This window comes from Dyadobacter alkalitolerans DSM 23607, assembly GCF_000428845.1.
GTDB lineage: Bacteria > Bacteroidota > Bacteroidia > Cytophagales > Spirosomataceae > Dyadobacter > Dyadobacter alkalitolerans.
Genome location: NZ_AUAS01000002.1, coordinates 597,168 through 621,071, shown reverse-complemented (window position 1 = coordinate 621,071; position 23,904 = coordinate 597,168). Strand labels below are relative to the sequence as shown.

At 44.4% G+C, this 23,904-nt stretch carries 18 protein-coding genes; 16 read left to right on the top strand and 2 right to left on the bottom strand.

Annotation, left to right across the window (positions count from 1 at the left end):
- From G395_RS0105805 to G395_RS0105750, 10 genes are all read left to right on the top strand, one after another.
- Positions 1-521 (top strand): IS110 family transposase (locus G395_RS0105805; RefSeq protein WP_026629192.1); only part of this gene is annotated, 521 nt, incomplete at its 5' end.
- Between the two features lie 418 nt (positions 522-939).
- Positions 940-3,342 (top strand): TonB-dependent receptor, encoded by a 2,403-nt coding sequence (locus G395_RS0105795; RefSeq protein WP_026629190.1) that lies wholly within the window; start codon positions 940-942, stop codon positions 3,340-3,342.
- A 14-nt stretch (positions 3,343-3,356) separates the two neighbouring features.
- The gene (locus G395_RS28735) at positions 3,357-4,646 is read left to right on the top strand and encodes an MFS transporter (RefSeq protein ID WP_211237747.1); all 1,290 of its coding nucleotides are present in this window, start codon (positions 3,357-3,359) and stop codon (positions 4,644-4,646) included.
- A gap of 12 nt (positions 4,647-4,658) precedes the next feature.
- Positions 4,659-5,003, top strand: coding sequence for a hypothetical protein (locus tag G395_RS0105785; RefSeq protein WP_026629189.1), 345 nt, complete (start codon positions 4,659-4,661; stop codon positions 5,001-5,003).
- Positions 5,004-5,015: 12 nt separating this feature from the next.
- The gene (locus G395_RS0105780; RefSeq protein ID WP_035360422.1) at positions 5,016-5,912 is read left to right on the top strand and encodes a helix-turn-helix domain-containing protein; all 897 of its coding nucleotides are present in this window, start codon (positions 5,016-5,018) and stop codon (positions 5,910-5,912) included.
- A 14-nt stretch (positions 5,913-5,926) separates the two neighbouring features.
- Positions 5,927-6,628, top strand: a complete 702-nt coding sequence (locus G395_RS28730) for a metallophosphoesterase family protein (RefSeq protein WP_084439448.1) — start codon at positions 5,927-5,929, stop codon at positions 6,626-6,628.
- Positions 6,577-6,954 (top strand): hypothetical protein, encoded by a 378-nt coding sequence (locus G395_RS28725; protein ID WP_157486579.1) that lies wholly within the window; start codon positions 6,577-6,579, stop codon positions 6,952-6,954. Before G395_RS28730 ends, G395_RS28725 begins: the two co-directional genes overlap by 52 nt.
- A gap of 133 nt (positions 6,955-7,087) precedes the next feature.
- A complete protein-coding gene (locus G395_RS28720; RefSeq protein WP_051350024.1) occupies positions 7,088-7,639 on the top strand; it encodes an SDR family NAD(P)-dependent oxidoreductase in 552 nt (183 codons plus the stop codon).
- Positions 7,640-7,777: 138 nt separating this feature from the next.
- Positions 7,778-7,939: an NAD-dependent epimerase/dehydratase family protein gene (locus tag G395_RS31995; protein ID WP_157486577.1), complete on the top strand. Its 162-nt coding sequence runs from the start codon at positions 7,778-7,780 to the stop codon at positions 7,937-7,939.
- A 395-nt stretch (positions 7,940-8,334) separates the two neighbouring features.
- Positions 8,335-8,610, top strand: a complete 276-nt coding sequence (locus G395_RS0105750) for a hypothetical protein (RefSeq protein WP_026629185.1) — start codon at positions 8,335-8,337, stop codon at positions 8,608-8,610.
- 21 nt (positions 8,611-8,631) lie between these two features.
- On the opposite strand, the gene G395_RS0105745 is transcribed toward G395_RS0105750, so the two are convergent.
- A complete protein-coding gene (locus G395_RS0105745; protein ID WP_026629184.1) occupies positions 8,632-9,171 on the bottom strand; it encodes a hypothetical protein in 540 nt (179 codons plus the stop codon).
- Between the two features lie 1,064 nt (positions 9,172-10,235).
- Between G395_RS0105745 and G395_RS28715 the strand changes: the two genes are divergently transcribed.
- Positions 10,236-11,906 carry an IS1182 family transposase gene (locus tag G395_RS28715; RefSeq protein ID WP_157486575.1) on the top strand — a complete coding sequence of 557 codons (1,671 nt, stop codon included), beginning with the start codon at positions 10,236-10,238 and terminating at the stop codon, positions 11,904-11,906.
- A 352-nt stretch (positions 11,907-12,258) separates the two neighbouring features.
- On the opposite strand, the gene G395_RS28710 is transcribed toward G395_RS28715, so the two are convergent.
- On the bottom strand, positions 12,259-13,941 hold the full coding sequence (locus G395_RS28710; RefSeq protein WP_310588842.1) for an FtsX-like permease family protein: 1,683 nt from the start codon (positions 13,939-13,941) through the stop codon (positions 12,259-12,261).
- Between the two features lie 725 nt (positions 13,942-14,666).
- Between G395_RS28710 and G395_RS0105720 the strand changes: the two genes are divergently transcribed.
- The 5 genes from G395_RS0105720 (at position 14,667) to G395_RS0105700 (ending at position 23,901) form a co-directional block, all read left to right on the top strand.
- Positions 14,667-15,005 (top strand): PadR family transcriptional regulator, encoded by a 339-nt coding sequence (locus G395_RS0105720; RefSeq protein WP_026629181.1) that lies wholly within the window; start codon positions 14,667-14,669, stop codon positions 15,003-15,005.
- Positions 15,002-17,665, top strand: a complete 2,664-nt coding sequence (locus G395_RS0105715) for an ABC transporter permease (protein WP_084439429.1) — start codon at positions 15,002-15,004, stop codon at positions 17,663-17,665. The genes G395_RS0105720 and G395_RS0105715 overlap by 4 nt, the downstream gene beginning before the upstream one ends.
- Positions 17,666-18,201: 536 nt before the next feature.
- Complete coding sequence (locus G395_RS0105710) at positions 18,202-18,804, top strand: RNA polymerase sigma factor (protein WP_026629179.1); 603 nt, start codon at positions 18,202-18,204, stop codon at positions 18,802-18,804.
- A gap of 171 nt (positions 18,805-18,975) precedes the next feature.
- Positions 18,976-20,079 (top strand): FecR family protein, encoded by a 1,104-nt coding sequence (locus tag G395_RS0105705; protein ID WP_026629178.1) that lies wholly within the window; start codon positions 18,976-18,978, stop codon positions 20,077-20,079.
- 246 nt (positions 20,080-20,325) lie between these two features.
- Positions 20,326-23,901 carry a SusC/RagA family TonB-linked outer membrane protein gene (locus tag G395_RS0105700; protein WP_229204001.1) on the top strand — a complete coding sequence of 1,192 codons (3,576 nt, stop codon included), beginning with the start codon at positions 20,326-20,328 and terminating at the stop codon, positions 23,899-23,901.
- Positions 23,902-23,904 lie beyond the last annotated feature (3 nt).

The window sequence follows — 23,904 nt, the reverse complement described above, 5'->3', positions numbered from 1 at the left end:
CAGTGAAAGACGAAGCTGTTCAGACTAGTTTAACACATATATTAAATGAGTTTGACGTTGCTATAAAGAGGTTAAATGACGAAATTGAAGAATTAACGAAAGCTAATTTCAGTCAGGAGCTCATCAGATTGACTTCCATAGTAGGCATTTCAACAACTATTGCTACGGCATTGATTGAGGTAACCGGCGGTCTCAGGCACTTTCATTCGGCTAAAGCTCTGGTTACATTCATTGGTGTAGCCCCTATTATCTATCAATCCGGAAAGCTAAATTCAGCTAAGGGAATCTGTAAAACTGGTGATGGCCAATTAAGGAGCATGCTGTATACTGCCTCCTGGTCTGCAATTCAGCATAATAAATCATGTCGAGCGCTCTATGAACGTTTAAAAGCCGCAGGCAAAGCTTCAAAAGTCGCACTAATTGCAGTCGTTAACAAGTTACTTCGGCAGGCGTTTGCAGTGGTCAAGTTCGATCAGGATTTTGATCCAAATTATTGTCCAATTTTACGGAGTTATCCTTGACTTTTAATACAGTTCATAAAGTAATATGCAAAAGCAGAAGAGCCAGCTTTCTTGGTATTAAGAATTGATGATCTCAAATAACAACAAAACCAGACTCAAAATGATAGATAAAAACAACGACGACAAATTGCCAAACGCTTGGTTTATGCTGTCAAACGCAATGCCGCCGGTAGGTATATTCCTTTACTTTAAATATAGGAACCAGTTCCCTAACAAAGCCAGAAGGGCTTTGATGGGTGCTTTGGCCGGTATCCCGGTAGCAATATTGATGGGCTACATCTTTAACAACTACTTGCTAAAGTGACACAGGCGCTCACTTTTTAAAGCCCAAATTCCATTTGACTACAGCAAAAGACGTTTAGGCTACAATTGCTTTTCTGCTGCTTTGCAATTTTGTCTCAACAAAAATCAAGGAAAAATGAAACAAAAAAGCAGGATGAAAACCCAGGTAATTACCCTATTCCTAAGCATGGCCAGCGTGCTGTCTTTCGCCCAATCGACAGGAAGTTTTAAAGGCAAGATTGTAGACCAGTCCACCAAGCAGCCCATTGTGGGCGTAATAGTGCAAATCGATCAGACGCAGCTGGGGGCGAACACGGACACCCTGGGTCTTTTTACCATCAGTAACATTCCCACTGGCACTTACGGAGTAACGATTTCTTACATGGGTTTTCAGACCAAAAAGATTAGTGAAATAGGGATCATATCGGGCAAAACTTATTATTCCGAAATTGAAATCTTAGAGGTGGCAGCCAACCTAAATGAAGCAACTGTGAAATCATTTAAAGGAGAAAACAATCCGATGACGCCCGTTTCTACTTTTTCTTATTCCCGGGAAGAGATTTTTAGAAACCCGGGTGCGCAGGGAGATATCATGCGTGCTTTGGCAAGCTTACCCGGCGTGGTGAGCAGCGGGGCTCAGTTTTCTGCCATTGCCGCCAGGGGCCAGGGCACGCAGGACAATGTGTATATGGTCGATGACATACCGATGTTTAACTTGTCACACCTCGAAGCGGAGGGTTTTAACTCGGGCTTTAACGATCCCAACGGTGGGCGGTTCAGCATCTTTGCGCCCAGGATCATTGACAATGTGCAATTTCAAAATGGTGGTTTTGATGCGGTGTATGGGCGTAAATCTTCCTCTTACCTTGCACTTGGTATCAAAGAAGGTAATAAAGAAAGTTGGTCGTTTGCAGGGCAGTTTGACTTGATGGGTGCGACTCTGATTGCAGATGGGCCTATTTCCAACAAGACCAGTCTGTTCGCTTCGGGCAGGTATCAGAATTTTGGATTGCTGCAAAGGGTCGTCAGCCAGCAAAACCCGGCAACTATTGTTTTTGGCGATTACCTGATTAAAACAACAACTGAGCTGAACGCTAAAAACAAACTGTCATTCATCGCCATGTACAATCCCGAAGCGCCGAGCCGGGGCATTGATGATATTGGGACAGACTACAACATCAACGAGGATAACAGCGGCGGCACCACACTTTTCAATCATAGCGGTAGCAAAGCATTGGCAGGTCTGAACTTGCGGACGCTGATTGATAGCAAAAGTTACATTAAAAATGTACTCTATTTCCGCTCGTCGACCATCGATAACAACTTCGGATCTTTTACACCAACATTAAGTGACGAAGGCATCATCCTTGATCCCAGGTCCGGCAGATATGAAGACGATTTAAGGCGCATCAAAAATAATCAGCAGGAGATTGGATACCGGTCGATCTATACCAAACGCTTCAATAAGCTGACATTCACGGCAGGCGTCGAGGCCATGCAAGTTCAGCTGGATTATGAAAGGAGCATCAAGCGGACTGATACGGTATTTGTTTTTCGCACCACAGATGTAAGACCAAGTCCTTCGCAATACTATCAAATTTTGAACCCTTCGCTTTATAATTCCGCGTTCGACAACAGTGCATTTAATGGCTCGGGTTACGTGAGTGCATCTTACAGGGTTACAAACGGTTTCACGCTAAACCCAAGCATTCGTTACGATTACACCGGCTTTACCGAGCAGCACACCATTTCCCCACGACTGAGCGGCAGCCTTGTATTAAGCGACAAGCAAAGCCTTAATTTCGCTTCGGGAATCTATTATCAGGACGCGGCATACTCCGATGTTGCAGGACAGAGCGCGGTCAATAAGCTGAAAAATGAACGCACGTTCCAGAATATTCTCGGATATAAGTATCAGTTTTCGAGCGACTTGAAACTGGTGGTGGAAGGCTGGCACAAACGATTTGATGATGTAATTGTCCAGCCCAACAGGTTGCAAAGTTATCTTACAAATAATGGCGATGGCTATGCGTATGGCGGGGATATCAGTCTGACAAAACGGCTTTCGCAGAAATATTACGGGCAGGTGAGCTATTCGTACATGCAAAGCAAGAGAGACGATAACAATGGCCTGGGAGAATATGATTACACTTTTAGTATCCCAAATAACCTGTCACTGCTTGGAAGTTACAAGCCCAATGAAAAATGGATATTTTCGGGAAAATTCCGGTATAGCACCGGCCGTCCTGGCGATGAGTACATTGTTCGTTCCAACGTATTGAACAATCCCAATATGCTTCGTTATTCGCAGGAAATTACAGCCATCAATGGCAGAAGGCTGCCCGATTATATGAGCCTGGACGTCCGGGTTGATTACAATGTTCAGATGAAAAAAGGCATGTTCTCTGCCTTTCTGGACCTGGCCAATATAAACAACCGCTTCAATGTGAACTCTGAGATTTTTCTACCCGACACAGGTAATGTCTTTAATATCGGGCTGGGTGTGTTTCCCACGTTCGGCGTAAGGTTTGAATTATAATTATATATTAAGGCATGATGCATAAAAAAGATATACTTAAAACCCAGCCTGGCTTGACTGGATGGAAAAGGTCGGCCTTCCTGGCCACGATTGTCCTGGTAAGTATTTTCAGTCAGGTAGACCGTATTTTGCCTTTCATCATGGCTGAATCCATAAAGGCAGATCTTGGCCTAAGTGATACACAGCTCGGTCTGATAACAGGTCTTGCATTTGCACTTTGCTACTCAGTTGCCGCCTTGCCCTTGGCACGCCTGTCAGATATGGGCCGCTCAAAACAGGTGCTGGCCGCGTGTATTCTGATATGGAGCGCTATGACCGGGCTCTCAGGATTAGCGACTGGTTTTGGTATGCTGGCATTTCTGCGGGTTGGCGTAGCCCTGGGCGAGGCCGGGGGAACACCTGCAAGTCATGCTTTAATCGTGCAAAAGATTCCGGTCTCGTTTCGCGGGCGGGCGATCGGTTTATTTTCGATGGGGATTCCCTTGGGTACAATGCTGGGTTTCGGCTTTGGGGGCTGGGCAAATGATACGATTGGCTGGCGCAATGCTTTTGCTGTCGCAGGTGGTTTGGGACTGGTGCTGGCAGCAATGGTCTGGTTGTTTGCAGGAAAAAAGGAAGCGGCGGCGCCAGATTTAATGCGTGCGGAAGGCTTCTTACCAGCTAGCCGCAAATTATTATCGAAGCCCGCTTTTTTGTGGCTGTTCATTGCTGCCAACCTGGTAACCTTCGCATCAGCCCCATTTTACGTATTCACTGCGCCTTTCCTGATCCGGACGCATGGACTCACAGCAAGCCAGGTGGGACTTAGTTTTGGCGCTTTACAAGGATTAATGGGCATCCTGGCAACATTGATCGGAGGAAGATTATTTGACAAATTGGTCGCCGAAAGATCGGGCCGGTTGCTGCATCCGCCCGCCATTGTTTTTATGATAGGAGCCGTATTTACGTCGGCAGGCTTGTTTGCGCCCACCAGCAATCTGGCTATTGCACTTTTTGTGCCCGGAATGTTCTCATTTGCTTTCTGTCTGCCATTCGCATTTGGTGCCGGACATTTGGTTGCAGGAAGTGGAAAGCAGGCCATGTCCAGCAGTTTGCTGATGCTGGCAACAAGCCTTTTGGGCCCGTCAATTTCGCCTCTTTTGGTGGGTTTAATCAGTGATGCTTTTACCGAATCAAATCTTGGAAATGGGCTTAGGTGGGGTTTGACCATTGGCCCGGCCGCAAGCATCCTTACTGCCTTGGCTTGCCTGATGGTAAGCAGGCAAATGGGTGGATTTTGGAAAGAAAAGACTATTTTAACTTAAATTAAAACACAAATGAAAGTCATTAGCATTGTGCTCATTTTAGTTTCAGCAGCGCTGAGTATCAAACATGGTTGGGATGGTTTTCGCCCGCCTGGACCGGAGCAGGCTAAGATGATGGCCAATCTGGGTATTACCCAGGCCATCATGCCTTATTTTGGAGCGTTTTCGATCATACTTGGATTGACGTTATTTTTCCCGCAAACCTTTTTTCTGAGTAATGTATTCTCGGCCATCACCATAGTTTTGATCATGGCTTTGTCATTGAGAGCGGGAGATACAAAAACAGCATTGATCGAAATCCCTTTCCTGGCTTTGCCATTGCTATTGATATGGTTGAAGTACCCATTTAAATTTTAAAATATCCCAAAAATGAATGAACTGGTCAGAGTAAGTTCGATATCACAGGCCCACAAAATGCAGGGCTTTGCACCTCCCAAGCACCCACTTATCAGCGTGATTGAATGTGGCACCATGACAGCAGTGCCAGGCCTTACAGCCGTACTGGATTTTTACTTGATTTCTGTCAAACGAAATTGTAACAATCTCAACTACGGACAGCAGAAATATGACTTTGATGAAGGTTTTATGGCATTCGTTGCACCCAACCAGGTGATCAGTGGTGAGAAACATGAACCCGAGCACAGACCCGTGGGCTGGATGCTTGCAGTGCATCCAGACTTTTTCTGGGGATCTCCACTTGCCAAAAAGATAAAACAATACGAATACTTTGGCTACTCGGTAAGGGAAGCGCTGTTTCTTTCTGAATACGAAGAAGCCACAATCAATACCATTGTTGATAATATCAGACACGAGTGCAATGGGAATATTGATAAATTCACCCAGGATATTATCATTTCGCACATTGACACATTGCTCAATTATGCCGAGCGTTTCTACCAGCGCCAGTTCATCACCCGTAAAATCAGCAATCACCAGATCCTTGACAAATTTTCAGATTTGCTGGATGAATATTTTGCAAGTGATATGATTAATAAAAGCTTACCCACAGTAGAATACATCTCGGAGGCGCTAAATATTTCACCCGGCTATTTAAGGAGTGTGCTTAAAACCCTGACCGGGCAAAATACCCAGCAGCTCATTCATGAAAAGCTGATTGATAAAGCCAAAGAAAGGTTATCTACCACTAGTTTGTCTGTGAGCGAAATCGCCTATGAGCTGGGTTTTGAACACCCACAATCATTTAATAAACTCTTTAAGACCAAGACCAAAGTTTCACCTCTGGAATTCAGGGCTTCGTTTAACTGATGGGTTTTGATTGTATGAAAGGTCAAAATCATTTCCGTTCAGCCGCACCTTTCAGAGCATATGGCTATTGGGTCTTTATTTTATTGCTCCTAACTGGGTGCAACCAATTCGAATTTAGTCCTAACCAAGTCCGCGACCGCAATTCGCCCACACAACTAAATGAGAAAAACCTGGCGCAACTTTATCAAAACCCGGTCGATGACACAGTTACCATAGTTTTTGTGGGCGACTCACAGCGCTGGTATGATGAGCTGGATCGATTTGTCGACAAAGTAAATACGCTGAATGCGGTCGATTTCGTCCTGCTAGCCGGTGACATTTCGGATTTTGGGCTTTTACAGGAATTTGAATGGGTGAACGACCGCCTAAGGCGTCTTGAAGAACCATATATCGGCGTCATTGGAAATCACGACCTGGTTGCAAACGGGGAACAAGTATTTACAAGAATGTTTGGCCCAACTGATTTCTCATTTGTTTACGACAGCATCAAATTTGTTGCCCACAATACAAACAGCATGGAATATTCACGGCGTAAAGTTCCTGATATGCCGTGGCTTTCTAACGCATTGTCAGACAGTAATGATGCTGCGTATATAGTGTTGGCTATGATTTATTCCGACAACGGGTACGGGCCGGTTTGTCATATGGATATGTTCCAAAACAAATGGGAGGAGAACTTCATTTGCTTTCAGCTTTGCTGTTCTACACACCATTGAAAGTAAAAGTCTCTGAAATGGTTACCATTAACCCGCTGGACGTTGGGATTAAAACTGTCTATCATTTTGGTGACCAGTTCTATCTGAACTGGCCCGAACGGTTCCCGCGAAATTATTATTGGTGGAAGTCGGCACTCCGGCAGCATCTCGTAACAGAATCGTCAGTCACTCGTGAGCTTAAAAGTGCAGGAAAAATAAAATCAGTAACTGCATATGTCGGATTTAACACCAACGACCTGTATTTGATTAGCTATGTGCTTAATCCATCATCATTATCTGTTACAGATATTATTAAGGTTGGATGCGGATTGAGGATTCATTTTTAATGACCGTTTACCATCCCGATCACACGGTTCGTGAGCTAAGGCTCCCGACGTTTGAACAAAGCAAATAGGACGTTTGAACAAATCAACCCAAAAAGAAGCTGTCTAATTTTGGTCTCAATTAAATAATAATTTTATGACATCGAAAAAGACAGCGTTTATTACAGGTGCAAACAAAGGCGTCGGATTGGCGACCGCAAAACAACTTGCAAAACTCGATTATCAGGTTTATCTCGGGAGCCGTGACAAAATTAATGGCCAGAAAGCGGTAGAAGAACTGAGGAAATTAGGCTTAACCAACGTTGATTTAATTAAAATCGACGTGACAGACGAAGAGTCTATTATAAAAGCCAAGCTTGAATTGGAGAGCAAAATTGAAAGGCTTGACGTGCTGGTAAACAATGCGGGAATTGGCGGCACGTACCCGCAGCATGCGTCTGGAATATCCATGGATAATTTTTTTAAAAAGGATTTTTATAAAATTTACAGGATAACGCCACAGCGTTGGCTAACGCAACGACGCTTGGAATTAGCACATTACTTTCTTGCTAAGAAAAACAGAAGACCCATTGAAGTGTATTTACAAACAGGCTTTGAAAATTTATCACATTTCTCTTATGCGTTCAAAAAACAATTCGGGATAACGCCGACAGAATTTGCCGGTGGCGAAAGGGAAACCATCCACTAATATTAGCCTACGAAGACATTTTGCTGCTCCGACGCTGTCTTTAAATGGATATGGACCTTTAAGCAAAGTGTTATTGGACTTTTCAACAAAATACCCTTCCATTTTTTGGGCAAACTTTGCCATATAATAATATAGAAAATGGAAGATAAAGAGATTGTGTTAGTTACAGGTGGTAATGGTTTTGTTGGCTTGCATATCGTGCTGCAATTACTGCAAGAAGGACATAAGGTTAGAACCACGCTTTGCTCTATGGTATGCGAACTACAACAAGCAGTACCAGGCTTTACTTATTACTGGTGATCCAGCAAGTGGCTGGTCTTGCTTTTATTATGCTACACCTCAAGAATTGAAAATGATCGCAAACCGCAAGATATCATGCGATAGTATGAAGCATTATTTAAAACCTTTTCCAGTGGATCTGCTTATGGATTGCCCAACACGGTCCAGAGATTTATTTTCAATATTCTGATTCAGTCGCAAGAACCTTCGTATTTCTGACACTCGATCACTTTTGCCGGTGAATACTGTTGACATGTGAACCATCTTTAAAATGAATGAAAAGCATACCGCGGACTGACTGAAAGTGTAAATTAAAATATTAAGCAGTATCTGACCAGGTTTGGCTGCCTTTCCCATTTGGCAATAATAGTAGGACGGTCGACGTGAGTTTAATTATATTCATGCGTACATAGGTTATGGATCAGGTTAAGAAGCAGGAATTGCAAAAAGATTGGTGGCGCTTCATGCTCATTGGAAGCATGCTGTTTTCGATATTCCAGACGCTTTTTGAGAGAAGCGTCGATGCTGACAGGCTCCCATTCCAGTATTACTTGATGGCAGGCATGGCAGCTTTAGGGGTGGAAGTCCTACTCTATTTTTCAATTCGGAATTGGCCTGGGCGCTGGAAGACAGCGATGGCCTGGCTGTTTGCCCTTATCTGGTTAGCCGTTTGCTTCACGTACGAAAGGTAGTAGTTCATAATGGGCCAAATTTCATTTTTCGCTAATCATGAATGGCTCGTTAGGAGGTATGATAAGCCGTTTATGTCTGTCGAATGTTAATTCTCTTTCCGAGTATAAGCTGACCAATTCAAACAATTGGGTCCTTGAAATATTTTGCTGTGAGTTGCACAGTCGTGATCTACCAAAATCAATGAATGGAAAGACGAACCAACAGCTATCTGAAGGTTTGGAATTTGGAGGCAACTTCCATTTCCCTTTCGTTGCATAAATATTCGATTTAATCGTTTTAACGGATTGGTTATCAAGATTCCCCTTAACTTCAATACTATCAACAATTCCCTGGCCATTTACTCGGAAATAAAATGTTGACATCTTAACCATACATTCATCACCTGGGTCGAGTGCCGCACTTTTTGATAGATATTCACTTAATGTCAACGGTTTATTATAAAGGACAGTCTCGGCTGTTAGCCCGAAATCAAATATAGGTCTCCAATCTTGACCATAGGTCCGATAGATCGTATTTGATAACAACCAAATTATCACTGCAAGTGAAATTCCTTTGATCATATGTACTGTTTTGTTTTACTATTACTCAAAACCCTAATTTAAGAATTCGAAAGTTAAAGTCAAGTAACCGTCAACGTCGCCAGTCGCAAATAACGTCTGTATTTTTTGACACTTACTCATGTTCACGTGCCGGGACGGTTGATGTGTGAACCATATGGATAGAAAGGAGAGGAGCCAGGTGCCCTATTTTTTGTCAGGTTAACATTTTATATGTAAATGAAAACACAGAACAAGAGGGGAAGCGACAATTGGGCGAAGTTCTTGGTTTTACAAGTTGAGCGCACTTTGCCCATTGCATTCCGGATCTGATAGTAGCAGGTGAAGCAGCGGATCTTTTAATCTTTGTTATCCTGCCAGATTTGTTATACTACGCAACTAAAAATCATTTAGCCGTGTCAACATTGAAAACCGCTCACAAATGAAAGCACACTGCTTATTGTTATTTCTTCTGGCGTTTAGCTTTGCCTTTACTGCCTGTGATGATTGCTCAGATACTGGCGATGCTGCGATAACGCCACCACTCAGATTTTCAATTGTTGACATCAAAGGCAATAATCTCGTGGATACAACGAAATCTTACTATTCAGTAGATTCCATCAGGCTTTTCGATCTCGAAGAATAGGAGTGGATTGTTTTAAATATGGAGTATTTGCCAGTGGCCGGTGGGTTCGTCTTCGCGGCAGATATCCAAAGAAATATTCGGGGAAAGTCCGGGGAATCATCGTTAAGACTTCAATTTAACAGCCTAGATTCTGACACATTGGATGTTTGGTATAGGCAAACTGACGACAAATGCTTTACTACTTATGAGTATACTCATTTTCAGTATAATGGCCAAGATTTGCAGAAATCACCACTATCTCCGTTACTTATCAACAAAGAAAACTAGCTAATAGAGAAAGCTCTTAAATATTTGTTGCACGAAACGTCCATTTGGTAAGACTAGATGATGTGTCAACTACTACATTATTAGTTATATAAAATTTTGTCTTAAATGATCATCTCAAATTTCTAGATTGCTTGTAGCCAACCTTGATTAAGTTAATGAGATATGTTAGAGAAGTATGCAGACAGGAGATCTGTCTAAAAAACCACCGTGGCCGTTGCAGAACTCAATGAAAGACAGTCCAAATCCTTTCCATAACTGCTTGGATCTTTGTAACTTCAGGAATGCAAGGAAGAAAAAATTACTCCGTGCGACGGCCGCCGAAAAGCTGTTTATGAGCTTCCAGTTATGCGAGCGGATCCCGAAGGATAATTTTTATAGGAGGCTCAGAGAGACTCTGGATCTACAATCCATTTACAGCGATACCCGAGACCTGTATGGTCGCACCGGAAACCCATCCATAGACCCGGTCGTATTTCGCCCGGCGACCCGGTTCAAGCTTATGCTTGTCGGTTACCTGGAAAATATTACGTCTGACCGCAAATTGGTAGATCACTGCTCGATGCGCATGGACATTCTTTACTTTTTGGGCTATGATATTGATGAGCAATTACCCTGGCATTCGACCATCAGTCAGACCAGACAATTATATCCAGCTACCGTTTCTGAGGCTCTGTTCAATAAGATATTTGCTTTATGTGTTGATAAGGGCATGGTCAGTGGACATACCCAGGCCATAGACCGCGGCGGCGGCCGTTCGGCTCCCATTAAGGCGAATGCTTCAATGGAAAGCCTTGAACTGAAAAGACCTTTTCAGTCTGTTGAAAGGCACATTGAAGCCGTAGACACCGAAAACCAAAATCAAACAAGCACTGCTGTAACTTCCACGGTGGGGTTGATCACTGCTCCGCAGCATCATTTGAAGCGTGTTAAACATATTCATGATAAACTGCGTAAAAATCCGGTCGGAGCCAGCGGCGCTTCTCATGAAAAAGCCCAGTTATTCAGTAATAAAACGCATTATAGTCCGCATGATCCGGATGCTCGTATTTCGGTAAAGCCTGGCAAGGCAAGAAAACTTAACTATCACTGCAGTATGGCAGTAGATACAGGTCAGGGTGTGATCAGCCATATACAGGCCGACTTTGCAGATGGAAGAGACAGTCAGTATCTGCCAGCAATGACTCTACAAGTTCAAAGCCGACTGAAAGCAAATGAGCTTCGTATGACAGAGCTCCTAGCAGATGCAGGATACTCAAATGGTTTTAATTACGAGTTCCTGGAACTGAGAAATGTCACACCATGGATCCCTGTTTTTGGCAAGTATAAACCAGAAAGAGAATGGGTTACCTATGACAGGAAAGAAGATGTTTTTACGTGTACCATGGGGAAGACAATTCCTTTTAAAGGCTTCGATCTAACATCTGACGGGAAGCTTATCAAAAACTACCGGGCTTCAAAAAAGGATTGCATTCCCTGTGTTCTAAAAGAATCCTGCACACCTAAGTCATTATTTAAAAGAATATTTACGACAGCTTATGAAGATTATTACCACCGAGCCTATGAAAGACAATTAAGCAGGCGAGGGAAACGGATGAAACAAGTCCGACAAAGCACGGTAGAGCCGGTCTTTGGAAGCCTGATCCATCATTACGGACTAAGTAAAATCAATGTTTTAGGAAAAGCCGCAGCACATAAGGTGATGCTAATGGCAGCGACCTGCTTCAACCTCAAAAAGTACCTCAAAACATTCAAAAGGAAATTGACAAATGGAGCAGCAATGGAGACCATGGGTCACTTAATAGGCGCATTTCTGAAGCCCTCGATTGCTTTTACGCCAAATTCTTAAAATTCTCAGAAGTCAGCACTAATAATTCCCAAGACTTAATTTATAAGGATAGTTCTGCAACGGCCACGGACGTTTAAACGAACTCAGGACGATTTTCGATTTTATGCGATTCCCTATCCAGAAGTGGCAGTATTGTACATTTAATATAAGTAGGTATACATTAAATCGTACTACTATTTTGTCTTTATTCACTTGTGGATAGACTTGTTGAGACGGCCAGCTATAATAAGCAATGCAATGAAAATGAACGGAATGCTGAGTACTTAAATTTCGAGGTTTACAGTTTAAAATATATCGCTGGTGTAACCTTTGCTTAGTTGCCAAAAGGTCCCGCAGGAGCCATTGTGGACAATTATTCTGATTTGAGTGACTTTATTGGATTTAACAAAGCCGCTGTAATACTTTGGTAACTGACTGTCAATAACGCAATCCCCAAGGCTAAGAAGTCCGTATAGCCAAATATGCCCCAGCCAATATTTACTTTGTATGCAAATTCCTGCAACCATCTTTGCATGACAAACCAGGCGATAGGAGATGCAATGACAATAGAAATCACTACCAGTTTCAAAAAGTTGCTGGAAAGCAGTGTTACAATACTCGTCACGGAAGCCCCAAGAACCTTCCTGATTCCGATTTCCTTCGTACGCTGATCTGCTGTTATAGCAGCCAAACCAAATAATCCAAGTGAGGCAATGAATATCGCCAGGCCAGAAAATAAGCTGGTTATGGTTTCAATGATCTGCTCACTCCGATATTGTTTCTGATACTCTTGGTCAAGGAATGAGAAAGTGAAAGGATACTCCGGATTTAAGTTTTTGTATAAATTCTCCAAACCCGTCAGGGCTTCTCTTGTCTTACCAGGTTGGATCCGGACCAGAATATTGCCAAAATTCAGGTTTTCATCGATACTTATCACAAGCGGTTCTATCGGCTGGCGTAATGAATTAAAATGAAAGTCTTTCATCACACCAATAATGACACCTTTGTTACCGTAAACGCTGAATGATTTATCGATAGGATCTTTCAGTCCCATTTGTTTGATGGCTTGCTCATTAACAATGTAACTGTTTGTGTCTGTTGCAAACGCTCTTGAAAAATCCCGGCCTTCTACAATTTTCAAGCCCATGACCTTAACAAAGTCATATCCAACAGAAGTCGGATAGAAAGTAACCGTGGTGGTCGGGCTCTTTCCTATCCAGTCTGCATTGTGGGTTTTCAATCCCATAGCATGAGGTGGTTCACTTGTAAGGTCTATGCCAAGGACTCCGGGTAATTCAAGGGCTTTGCCGCGAAATACTTCATATCTGGTCGATGAACCGGCTTCAATAGGTATGTAAAGAATGCCGGACCGGTCATAGCCGGTTTCTTTGGTTTGTAGAAATTTTGTCTGCTTGGAGACGACTGACGTCGCAATGATAAACAGGACGGAAAGCGTAAACTGGAAGCCAACAAGTGCCTGGCGAATAGAAACAACCCCGAAAAAATGTTGCTTTCCCTTCAATACACTTACAGGATTCAATGACGATAAATACAAAGCAGGATAACTGCCAGCAACTAAGCCAATAAAGAAAACAAGTCCTGTAAGTGCCAGCCAAAATGTTGAGCTTTTCAGGGGTAGCTCCATCGGACGCTCTGTAAGATCTGCAATGTAGGGCAATGACAACCAACTGATAACCAAGGCTAAAAAAACTGCTATTAATGTCAATAGCCAAGTTTCAACAAACAACTGGGCAACCACGCCCGAGCGGGCCGAGCCGACCACCTTGCGGATGCCTATCTCTTTGCTTCTCTTTAAAGACATTGCAGTGGCAAGGTTCATAAAATTGATACAGGCAATCAGCAAAATAAATAACCCGACTCCGCTAAATAACCAGACATAAGTGATTCGTCCCCCGGCTGGCTTGCCATTTACATAAGCAGAATGTAGGTATCTCTCTGAAAATGGCTGCAAAACCAAATCTATCTTGAAATCACTGGATGGCTTTTTTGAATTTTTAATGAAAGGATCAACAAAATTTTTAATCTTGGAATCCACCAAGGCCGGATCGGCGTCCGGGTGAAGCTGTACATAGGTCCGGACGAAATTTGCTCACCCGGTAACTTTGACAGACCACATAGCTTTGGCATCACCACTTATATGCATGGGTGAATTTTCGATATAAAAGCCGATGCTACGTTTAGCTGGTCCGACTTGTAAGGTATAGTAAGTGGGCTCAGATACCTTGCCTCTAACGTGCAGGATATTTGCTGATGCCGTCTTTGAGCTAACCGCTAGATATCAATTCTATCTATAAGGATTTGTGTGAAATTTATTCGGTGGTTTTTCCGTACCCTCTAACCCTCTGAATATTCTCCCCTCATTAGTGTGAATTTGAAAAATTGTTTTGCAATGGTTAGAAGAAATATTTTGCATGGGCCGGTTCATTCAAACCTTGGTGTAAATGAAAATGACTTACACCGCCAAATAAGCGATATCAGCAGCAGAGAGGCCAATATAGTACAGCTTAGTACTTTGTTGCCGTTAAACTGTAATATTCTAAATAACAAAATCACAAGAAGGGATAGCCGGGGGAGCGAAGTTTCTGAGAATGTTAAGAACAGGTGTAATTAACTGTTTTGATAGCGAACATTCAGGTGTCCGGTATCGGACATTACGCTACAAGTATAGTGAATCTAAATGTCTAACAATCAACCTATTATTAAACATTTTCTTTTTTGGCTCGACTATTTAATCAGCAAAAGTAGAAGTTATAAAAACATATGAGACGGACCTATTTAGGTGAGTTTGAAGAAATCGTCCTGCTAACCGTTGCGGTGATGAATGAACGCGCTTATGGCGTGGTGCTGATGCTTGAAATCATTGAACAAACTGGCCGGGACGTAAGGCTGAACCAAGTTCATTCGGCTTTGCAGCGGCTAGAAGAAAAGGGTATGGTAAAATCCGAAATGGGAGAACCTACTGCCGAAAGGGGAGGTAGGCGCAAAAGACTGTTTAAAGTAACCGCTTTTGGGCAGCGGACGCTGCACGAAATTCAGGAGGTACGTGTGAGTTTTTGGGATAGAATCCTGAATCCATTGAAGCTTTCCTCAAACCTATGAACCAGCACGACAAACTTCCCGAGCCACCGCCATTGGCCGATAAATTGCTTCGTCTTTTTTGTGCTCCGCATTTGTTGGAATCGATTCAGGGCGATCTTCACGAAGCATTTATTTATAAGGCAGAAAGTGCCGGCATTAAAAAGGCACGCAGCGACTACTGGTGGGAAGTGCTGGGATTTTTCAAACTCAGATATATCCGGCGAAAACGTGCAGCCAGCCAATGGGATCATAACTATTCTTCTAACCCTTTAATCGGTATTGATATGCTAAAAAATTATTTAAAAATCGCGTTCAGGAACCTTGCAAAAAACAGAGGTTATTCGGCCATAAACATAGGTGGCCTGGGCCTGGGCATGGCTGTGGCAATGCTGATCGGGTTGTGGATTTACGATGAATTTGCTTTCGACAGGTATCACAAGAATTACGATCGCATTGCTAAGGTCATGCAGAAAGGTGCTTTTAACAATGAGATCTCTTACGGCGAGTACATGCCTGCGCCAATGGGGAAAGAGCTTGGTGTAAAGTTTGCGGACGATTTTGAATACGTCATCATGTCGTCATGGAACAGTGAGCATATCCTGGCTTACGGCGACAGGAAATTTACCAGAAAGGGCAATTATCTAAGCGCCGAAGCGCCCGACATGTTTTCCCTTAACATGAAACAAGGCACACGAGCCGGGCTTAAAGATCAGAATTCCATTATGTTGTCAGAGTCTGTTGCACAGGCATTGTTCGGGACAGAGAATCCGATGGACAAGATCGTGAAGCTGGACAATAGCATGAACCTCAGGGTAACAGGTGTTTACGAGGATCTTCCTTATAACACCGAATTCAGGGATCTTTCATTTATCGCGCCGTGGAGTTTGTATGTTGCCACGCAAAACTGGGTTAAAACGGCCGTTGAAAACGATGAGTGGAATAACAATTCGTGGCAGACACTTGTACAGATTAGTCCCAATTCAGACTTTGAAACGGTTTCGGAAAAGATCCGGAATGTAAAACTGGAACACGCTCCTGAGACTGCATTCTTTAAGCCCGAGATCTTTCTCCAACCCATGCAAAAATGGCATTTGTACAGTGGCTGGGACAAAGCCGGGAACCTCGACGGACGGATCCAGTATGTCTGGCTGTTTGGCATTATCGGAGTCTTTGTGCTGCTTCTTGCGTCCATTAACTTTATGAACCTGAGTACGGCCAGGTCGGAGAAACGTGCTAAGGAAGTCGGCATCCGCAAAGCAGTCGGATCCTACCGCGCGCAGCTGATCAACCAGTTTTTTACAGAATCACTGATGGTTGTGGCCCTGGCTTTCCTACTTTCCATATTGCTGGTCATCGTCATTTTGCCTTTTTTCAACGAGGTAGCAGACAAAAAGATTGATTTTCCGTTTGATAATGCCTTGTTCTGGTTGCTAGGGATTGCATTTACGCTGATAACCGGCATTTTCTCCGGAATATATCCTGCCATTTACCTTTCCTCTTTCCAGCCTGTTAAAGTTTTGAAAGGGATTATCAACGTCGGCCGTTATGCCTCAATTCCACGCAAGGTGCTTGTCGTTTTGCAATTCACCGTTTCGGTTACTCTAATCATCGGAACCATCATTGTTTTCAAGCAAATTCAGCATGCCAAAAACCGCCCTATTGGTTATGATCGCAGCGGGCTGATTACCGTAAATATGAATACGCCCGAACTATATGGGCATTACAATGCACTAAGAAGTGATTTGCTGAAAACAGGCGCGGTGGTAAATATGTCCACTTCATCAACGCCGACAACGGATATGAACTCTTCCAATGGCGGATTTGATTGGGAAGGAAAGGATCCAAATTTTAAGGAAAACTTCGGAACGATTGCAGTAAGCCACGATTTTGGTAAAACTGTGGGCTGGAAATTTATTAATGGCCGAGATTTATCAAGAGAATATGCCACGGACTCGTCAGGAATGGTCCTTAATGAAAAAGCCGTGAGATACATGGGACTGAAACACCCCGCTGAAATCGTCGGTAAGATCATGAAGTGGCATGGAAAGCCATTTACGGTGGTGGGCGTGATTAAGGATATGGTAATGGACTCGCCCTTTCAGCCGGTTTATCCTACGGTGTTTATGCTAGACTACAACTGGGCCAATGTAATTAACATTAAGCTGAACCCATACCAATCAGCCACCAGTTCACTGGCAAAAGTCGGGACCGTTTTCAGGAAGTTCAACCCCGGCAGCCCGTTTGACTACAAGTTCACGGATCAGCAATATGCACTGAAATTTGCAACGGAAGAACGCATTGCCAGGCTTGCATCTGCATTCGCCACCCTTGCAATTTTAATCAGTTGCCTCGGATTATTCGGGTTAGCCTCCTTTACGGCTGAGCAGCGCACCAAGGAAATAGGGGTCCGGAAAGTCTTGGGAGCTTCCGTAGCAAACTTATGGGCATTACTCTCCGGCGATTTTGTGAAACTGGTGATCTTATCCTGTGTGATTTCTGCACCTGTTGCACATTACTTCCTGAATGCCTGGCTTTTGAAATACGAATACCGTACCGAAATGCCATGGTGGGTTTTTGTCGCTGCGGCATCGGGTGCAATGCTGATTACCATGATCACTGTTAGTTACCAGGCCATTAAGGCTGCGCTGCTGGATCCTGTGAAGAGTTTAAAAAGTGAGTAATTGATATCGGAAGCAATGAAAGGAAAGCTGAGCCCCTGGCTGGTCATATCCTTCAATGTCTTGTTCGTTTCACTTGCATTAAACCACTCAGGCGATTTGGCTAAGGTAGGTATTTAGTTACTCTAATGGGTAAAAGATGAATTAACTTTGAGCGCTTTCACAGAATTTTGATTGCATTTTACCGCATCAATGGCGCCATTGGCATCGGTAGCCCAGCCAAGGAATTGGCGGCTAACCTATAAGAAACAGCTTGTTGCAACATGGAGATTACCCATGAGCGGTTAATGAAAGCTAACCGGTTCCTAGGATATTAAAAACTTTCATTTTTGATACATTTAAATACTACCACGATTCTGTTGTATAAGAGGGCAGCATAAGCTTCGGTGCTCTACTTCGATATAGATCAGATAAATTAAAAGAAAGATTTAGTAATGTTTTTAACTTTCGTTTTATGGTATTTAATTTGAGTTATTGCTTTCGCGTAAAACAACAACCTTCTGCTCTCGGAAGGTAAGACATTCTCATCCAGACACCTTTTGAACGATACCAGCAACACATCTTTTCAGGTTTCGCACGAGGTATGGTGGGACAGGTTCCGGGCGGGCGACAAGCAGGCCTTTGGACAACTCGCACTCCATTACTACCAACTATTATACAACTACGGACTAAGACTGAACAGTGATGAGGATTTTATTTCTGACTGCATTCAGGAGCTATTTCTAGAACTTTGGGAGCGGCGCGCTTTCTTGTCAAAAACTGATTTTGTAAAAACGTACCTGCTTCGCGCGTTGCGCAATAAAATTTTCAAGGAAAGCATTCGCCTGAAACGCTTCAAGGAACCGCTGGACGTGCCTTTTGCAGCAGAATCGGATGTTTCAATAGAATCTTACATTGTCTTAAAAGAAGAAGAAAGAGCCCGGATCAGGCATTTGAATGCGGTTCTGGACACGCTTCCCAGGCGCCAGCAGGAGATTGTTTACCTGCGTTTTTACCAAGGACTTGAATTCGATGAAATTGCGCAGATCATGGGACTCGCGCGGCAAAGCGTGGCTAATCTGCTTCACCGTACTCTCAAAAAAATCAAGGATAGTTGGGTAGTCGCCCTGTTTATTCCTGTTTTCTTATATTTTTTTAAATAGTTAATCATTTGTTAATCAAGCATTTATTTTGAATGTAATTATTTCAAAAAATAATTGAATTGCACTGGGTATGTAATGCAGCAAATCGGACTATAGGTTGACTCTGATCGTACGGACGCATTGGGTCACTTAAAAAATGTCCATTAAAGCAGTTAACAGGCTGCTGCACCCATGCACAATTACAACGATTACACTATTGAAGGTTTAGCCCGGGACGATTATTTCCGGACCTCCATGCTCCATCCCGACAGGGAATCAACCGCATTCTGGCAAGCCTGGACCGCGGCCCGTCCCGACCATCGCGACCGTTACGAAAAGGCGCGCATCATTGTCCTTACGCTCGACAAGCGTTATAATGCCCAGCTTCCAAAGGAGGAAGTGGCGCACAGGGTCGGACAGATCATCGGCAGGCTGGACGAAATCGACTCTGTGACTCCAACCAAAAAGCCTTTCCTTTTCCATTACTGGTGGCGGGCGGCGGCGGTTTTAGTTGCTTCCTTAGGTTTTCTTTTATGGAATTTTCAGGATTCGTCAAAACCACAACTCAGCCAAACTGTTCCAGAACAAGCTACTCAGGTGTCGAATGCACTTGTTGCTCGGAAAAATGATACGCAGCATAATCAGACGCTCATTCTCAGTGACAGTAGCATTGTTACCCTCTTTCCGGGAAGTACGCTGCAATTTCCGGAAGCATTCACCGGCGAAAGTCGGAAGGTAACCCTAAGCGGCGATGCTTTTTTTGAGGTATCCCACGGTGCCAAGCCATTCCTGGTGTATGCGGGCGAAACCGTCACACAGGTATGGGGAACGCGTTTCCGGGTCACTGCATTTCCGAAAGACGATCTTGTCAAAGTGAGTGTGAAAAGTGGGAAGGTATCTGTCCACAAGTCAAGCGAATTTGAGCTTCCGGCCAGTGCAGCGAGTAAGCCCGCGCCCGGTATCATGCTCACCATGCATCAGCAAGCCGTATTTGACAGAAATGACCTGCTGCTGGAAAAATCCCAACTCAAAGACCTGGAAATCATTGCGCAGGATACTGATTCACGCGAGCAGGTTTTTGTAGATACGCCCGTGGCTGAGGTATTTAAAGAACTGGAAAATCTGTATGGAATTGAGATTGCATTCGACAAACACACTTTTGTCAACTGCAGGATCATTGCCTCATTCCGCGGAGAAACACTCACCGAAAGAATCAACAGCATTTGCGAAGCTATAGAAGCACATTACGAGCCTGAGAATGGCGGGATTGTGATTCTGGGAGAGGGATGCCATTGAGGGCTTTCAGCAATCGGCAGTCGGCTTTCAGACTTTGACGGCCGATTGCTGACTGCCGAAAGCATAAATCTAAAAAACCTGCCTATGACCTAAACCTCTTTACAAAAAAGGCTGATGGTGTTTGAGCCACCACCAGCCTGGTCCCGTCAACATTGTACCCTCGTACGTATGCCAATCTTCCAGGAAGATGAACGGGATTCTTTTGCCTTCAACCCTAATCAAGTCTATGACAAAACGATCAAAATTATGAAAAAACAAAGACAAGCGCTTTGGCTGGCACGTACAATTATGAAAATATCAATACATCAGCTTTTGTTGGTTTTTCTATTCGCAGGAGTGAGCCTCGCCCGACCGGCTGATGCCCAGAATGCATTGAACCAGAAAATATCCATTCACGCAGAAAATGAAGGATTACGCAGTGTTCTCAACCAGATCCAGAAGCTGGCCGATGTGCATTTTACCTATACCTCAAACCTGATTTCACCCGATCAGAAGGTGACCGTGAGTGCGCACCAGCAAGCATTATCCAGCGTGCTCGACGAGGTGCTGCTTAAAGCCGGGATCCGGTACAAGTTGCAGCGGAAACAGATTATCCTGCAAAAGGCTGTAAATCAATCCAGGCGTGAAAGCGACGAGCAGACCAATCTGCCGGAAAGCAATGCTCGTCAGGAAAGAAATATCCGGGGAACTGTCAAAGATGATCGCGGCGAGGTGCTTCCGGGCGTGAGCGTAATGCTGAAAGGCTCGCAACGCGGTACACTTACGAATACCGATGGCGCCTTCGAAATCAGCGTTCCGGACGAAAACGCGACCCTGATTCTCTCCTACGTTGGCTACGTCAACAAGGAAATTCTCGTCGGAGATCAGACCACTTTTAACATTGTTTTGGAATCGGATATTAAAATGCTGGACGCGGTAGTGGTTACCGCGCTGGGATTTAAAGAATCTGCCGATAAGCTCGGGTCTACCAGTTCTAAAATCACGGATAAAAGCATTGCGGCATCCGGCGAAACGAGTCTGTTGAATAAAATGGCTGGAAAGGCTTCCGGCGTTTTCATCGGCCGGTCTTCCGGCAGCGATCCGGGCGGTGGCTCCTTTGTGCAGATCAGGGGTGCAAGTACCTTGTCGGGTTCGTCGCAGCCGCTGTATATTGTTGACGGTGTGCCTATTAACAGCTCGGTTCATGGCGGCACCAACATTCGTGGCGTCGTGCAGCAATCGCGCGTCAATGACATTAACCCCGACGATATTGCCTCCATTCAGGTATTGAAAGGCGCTTCGGCGGCTGCGCTCTGGGGATCCCGGGCAGCGAACGGGGTGATCGTGATCACGACCAAAAACGGCTCATTCAATGACAAAATGCGGATTTCATTCAAATCCAGCTATTCAATGGATGAAATCAACCGCTACCACCAGAGGCAAACTGCATTTGGCCAGGGCGACCAGGGAAAATTCAATCCTGCTTCGGGAAATGCCTGGGGTGACAAGATCGAAGCCAGGGCAGGCGGTACGGATGAGGTGAATACGGCGGGCGAATTTTTTGAAGGTTACCAAACTGGGAAAAGATATTATCCCATTACCAAAAAGAACTCACGTGACATTTATGCGGATGATCAGTTCAAATCAATCTTCAGGAACGGATATGCTGTCGATAATAGCCTCAGTCTGAGTGGCGGCGGAGCCAATTCCAGCTACCTGTTCAGTCTGAGCGACGTTTACCAGAAAGGTGTTTTCAGACAAAACAGCGATTACAGAAGGAGCACGATTAGGCTGAACATTGAAAGTAAGCTCAGCGAAATCATCAAACTTTCTACACACGCATCTTATGCAATGATCCGGTCTGAGCGCGTGCAGCGTTCCAATAATACGGCCGGTATGCTGCTGGGTTATTACCGGATGACGCCCGATTTCGATATTACCGATTACAAAGGCAACTATTACAGCGGCCCCAATGCAGCGCCGGTTGTAAACAGACAGCGCTCGTACCGAAATTATTTGGGAAATAGCTCCAACCCGGTGTATAACAATCCGTTATGGACGATGATCGAGCAGAAAAACCCGAATTCGGTGAACCGGTTTATCGGTAGCGCAGAGCTGACCATTACGCCCATAAAAGGATTGGATATCATCAACCGGTTTGGTATCGATAATTCTTCCGATGTACGCCAAACGTATTTCCCTGTCAATTCGGCGCAGGCTGATGCGGTGAATTTGAATGGCCGGTATGGTGAAGTCAATATTCTTGAAAATCAGCTCAATTACGATCTGATCGAAAGGTATAGCCACCAGTTTAATCCCAATTTTTCGGCGAACCTGATTGCCGGATTCAATTTGAATGATCGTAAATATGCTGAGTTAGGCGGAGAAATGTCCGATTTTCTGATCGCCGAAGGGCCATGGAATTTTTCAAATGCCCTGACTGTCAACAAAAACCCGAACAATTATAAGACAAACATCAGAAGTGCGCGGGCATATTCGGTACTAGGCTTGTCGGTTTACGATGCATTGTTCTTCAATTTCTCATTCGCCGGTGAAGCTGCGTCGACTTTTGGAGAAGCGTCCGACAATACATTCTACTATCCTTCCGGAGACGTTGCCTGGCAATTCACGAAATTGAAAATGTTTGAAAAAGCCAACTGGCTGACATTCGGAAAGTTGAGAGCATCTTACGGCGTGGTAGGTGTGCAGCCTGCGCCTTACCGGACAAGGACTTTGTTTGTGCCTGGTAACTCGCTTTACGGAAACGGATCTTACCTGCAAAGTGCAAATTTCGGAAATGATCAGTTGCGGCCCGAAAGAAAAACGGAGTATGAAGTGGGTGCGGATCTGAGATTCTTAGGGAACAGGCTGAGAACCGAGATTACCTATTACCAAAACAAGACAAGCGACCTGCTGCTGTCAGTGCCTGTACCTAACTCGACTGGTTTTTCAAGCGCCTACCAGAATGCGGGAACGATGCAGAACAAGGGCGTGGATTTTGATCTGAACTATGATGTTTTCAGAAAAAAAGACCTGACACTTTCGCTCAATTTTAACCTCAACCGAAACCGCAGTCTGGTAACCGATCTTGCCGGCGCTACTGCCGTACAAGTGGGCGGTATCAGCGGATATATGACGATCAATGCGCTGGAAGGTCAGCCGGTGGGCGTGTTTATGGGCGGACATTATGCCCGCGACGACCAGGGTAACAAGATTTTTGATGCAAACGGTTTTCCTACTGTCAATGCAGCCAATGCCAAGATCGGCGATCCGAACCCGGACTGGAGAGGCGGATTTGGAGCTAATCTTTCCTACAAGTCTTTCTCACTTGGATTGCTATTTGAAACCTTCCAGGGGGGCGACTTTTTCGAAGGAACCCGAGGTGTGATGTACTCGCACGGAACGCATGAAGACGTAGGGAAAGAGGTGACTTTGAACAAAGACCTGAAAAATTTCAAAGGCGCAGTGATCCCTGCCGGGACTACGGTGAGGGGCAATGTTGCCGACCTGGGAGCAGGGGAAGTGCTGCTGGATGAATCGTATTACACGACTTTGGGCGGCGGTTTCAGCGGCTTGAAAGAACAGTTTGTGGTCGAGGGAAGCTGGACCAGGCTGCGGGAGCTTTCGCTGGGTTATACTTTGCAATCCGAAGCTTTCAGAAAGGCGACCAAGCTGCGGTCTGTTGAGTTCAGGCTGTCGGGCCGTAACCTTTTTCTGTGGACGGGCGTGCGCGGGATAGACCCGGATTCCAATCATACACAGGTTTCGCTGGGAAGAGGTCTGGATTACTTTGATAACCCCGGCACCAGATCCTACCTTTTTTCTTTACTCATTAACTATTAATTA

What these genes read in the sequence shown, in the direction of transcription:
- G395_RS0105700 (WP_229204001.1), top strand. Translation starts at nt 20,326, where the DNA reads ATGAAAAAACAAAGACAAGCGCTTTGGCTGGCACGTACAATTATGAAA.
- G395_RS28730 (WP_084439448.1), top strand. Translation starts at nt 5,927, where the DNA reads ATGAAAGGTCAAAATCATTTCCGTTCAGCCGCACCTTTCAGAGCATAT.
- G395_RS0105720 (WP_026629181.1), top strand. Translation starts at nt 14,667, where the DNA reads ATGAGACGGACCTATTTAGGTGAGTTTGAAGAAATCGTCCTGCTAACC.
- G395_RS0105780 (WP_035360422.1), top strand. Translation starts at nt 5,016, where the DNA reads ATGAATGAACTGGTCAGAGTAAGTTCGATATCACAGGCCCACAAAATG.
- G395_RS0105715 (WP_084439429.1), top strand. Translation starts at nt 15,002, where the DNA reads ATGAACCAGCACGACAAACTTCCCGAGCCACCGCCATTGGCCGATAAA.
- G395_RS28720 (WP_051350024.1), top strand. Translation starts at nt 7,088, where the DNA reads ATGACATCGAAAAAGACAGCGTTTATTACAGGTGCAAACAAAGGCGTC.
- G395_RS0105745 (WP_026629184.1), bottom strand. Translation starts at nt 9,171, where the DNA reads ATGATCAAAGGAATTTCACTTGCAGTGATAATTTGGTTGTTATCAAAT.
- G395_RS0105785 (WP_026629189.1), top strand. Translation starts at nt 4,659, where the DNA reads ATGAAAGTCATTAGCATTGTGCTCATTTTAGTTTCAGCAGCGCTGAGT.
- G395_RS0105705 (WP_026629178.1), top strand. Translation starts at nt 18,976, where the DNA reads ATGCACAATTACAACGATTACACTATTGAAGGTTTAGCCCGGGACGAT.
- G395_RS31995 (WP_157486577.1), top strand. Translation starts at nt 7,778, where the DNA reads ATGGAAGATAAAGAGATTGTGTTAGTTACAGGTGGTAATGGTTTTGTT.
- G395_RS28715 (WP_157486575.1), top strand. Translation starts at nt 10,236, where the DNA reads ATGCAGACAGGAGATCTGTCTAAAAAACCACCGTGGCCGTTGCAGAAC.
- G395_RS0105795 (WP_026629190.1), top strand. Translation starts at nt 940, where the DNA reads ATGAAACAAAAAAGCAGGATGAAAACCCAGGTAATTACCCTATTCCTA.
- G395_RS28725 (WP_157486579.1), top strand. Translation starts at nt 6,577, where the DNA reads ATGGGAGGAGAACTTCATTTGCTTTCAGCTTTGCTGTTCTACACACCA.
- G395_RS0105750 (WP_026629185.1), top strand. Translation starts at nt 8,335, where the DNA reads ATGGATCAGGTTAAGAAGCAGGAATTGCAAAAAGATTGGTGGCGCTTC.
- G395_RS28735 (WP_211237747.1), top strand. Translation starts at nt 3,357, where the DNA reads ATGATGCATAAAAAAGATATACTTAAAACCCAGCCTGGCTTGACTGGA.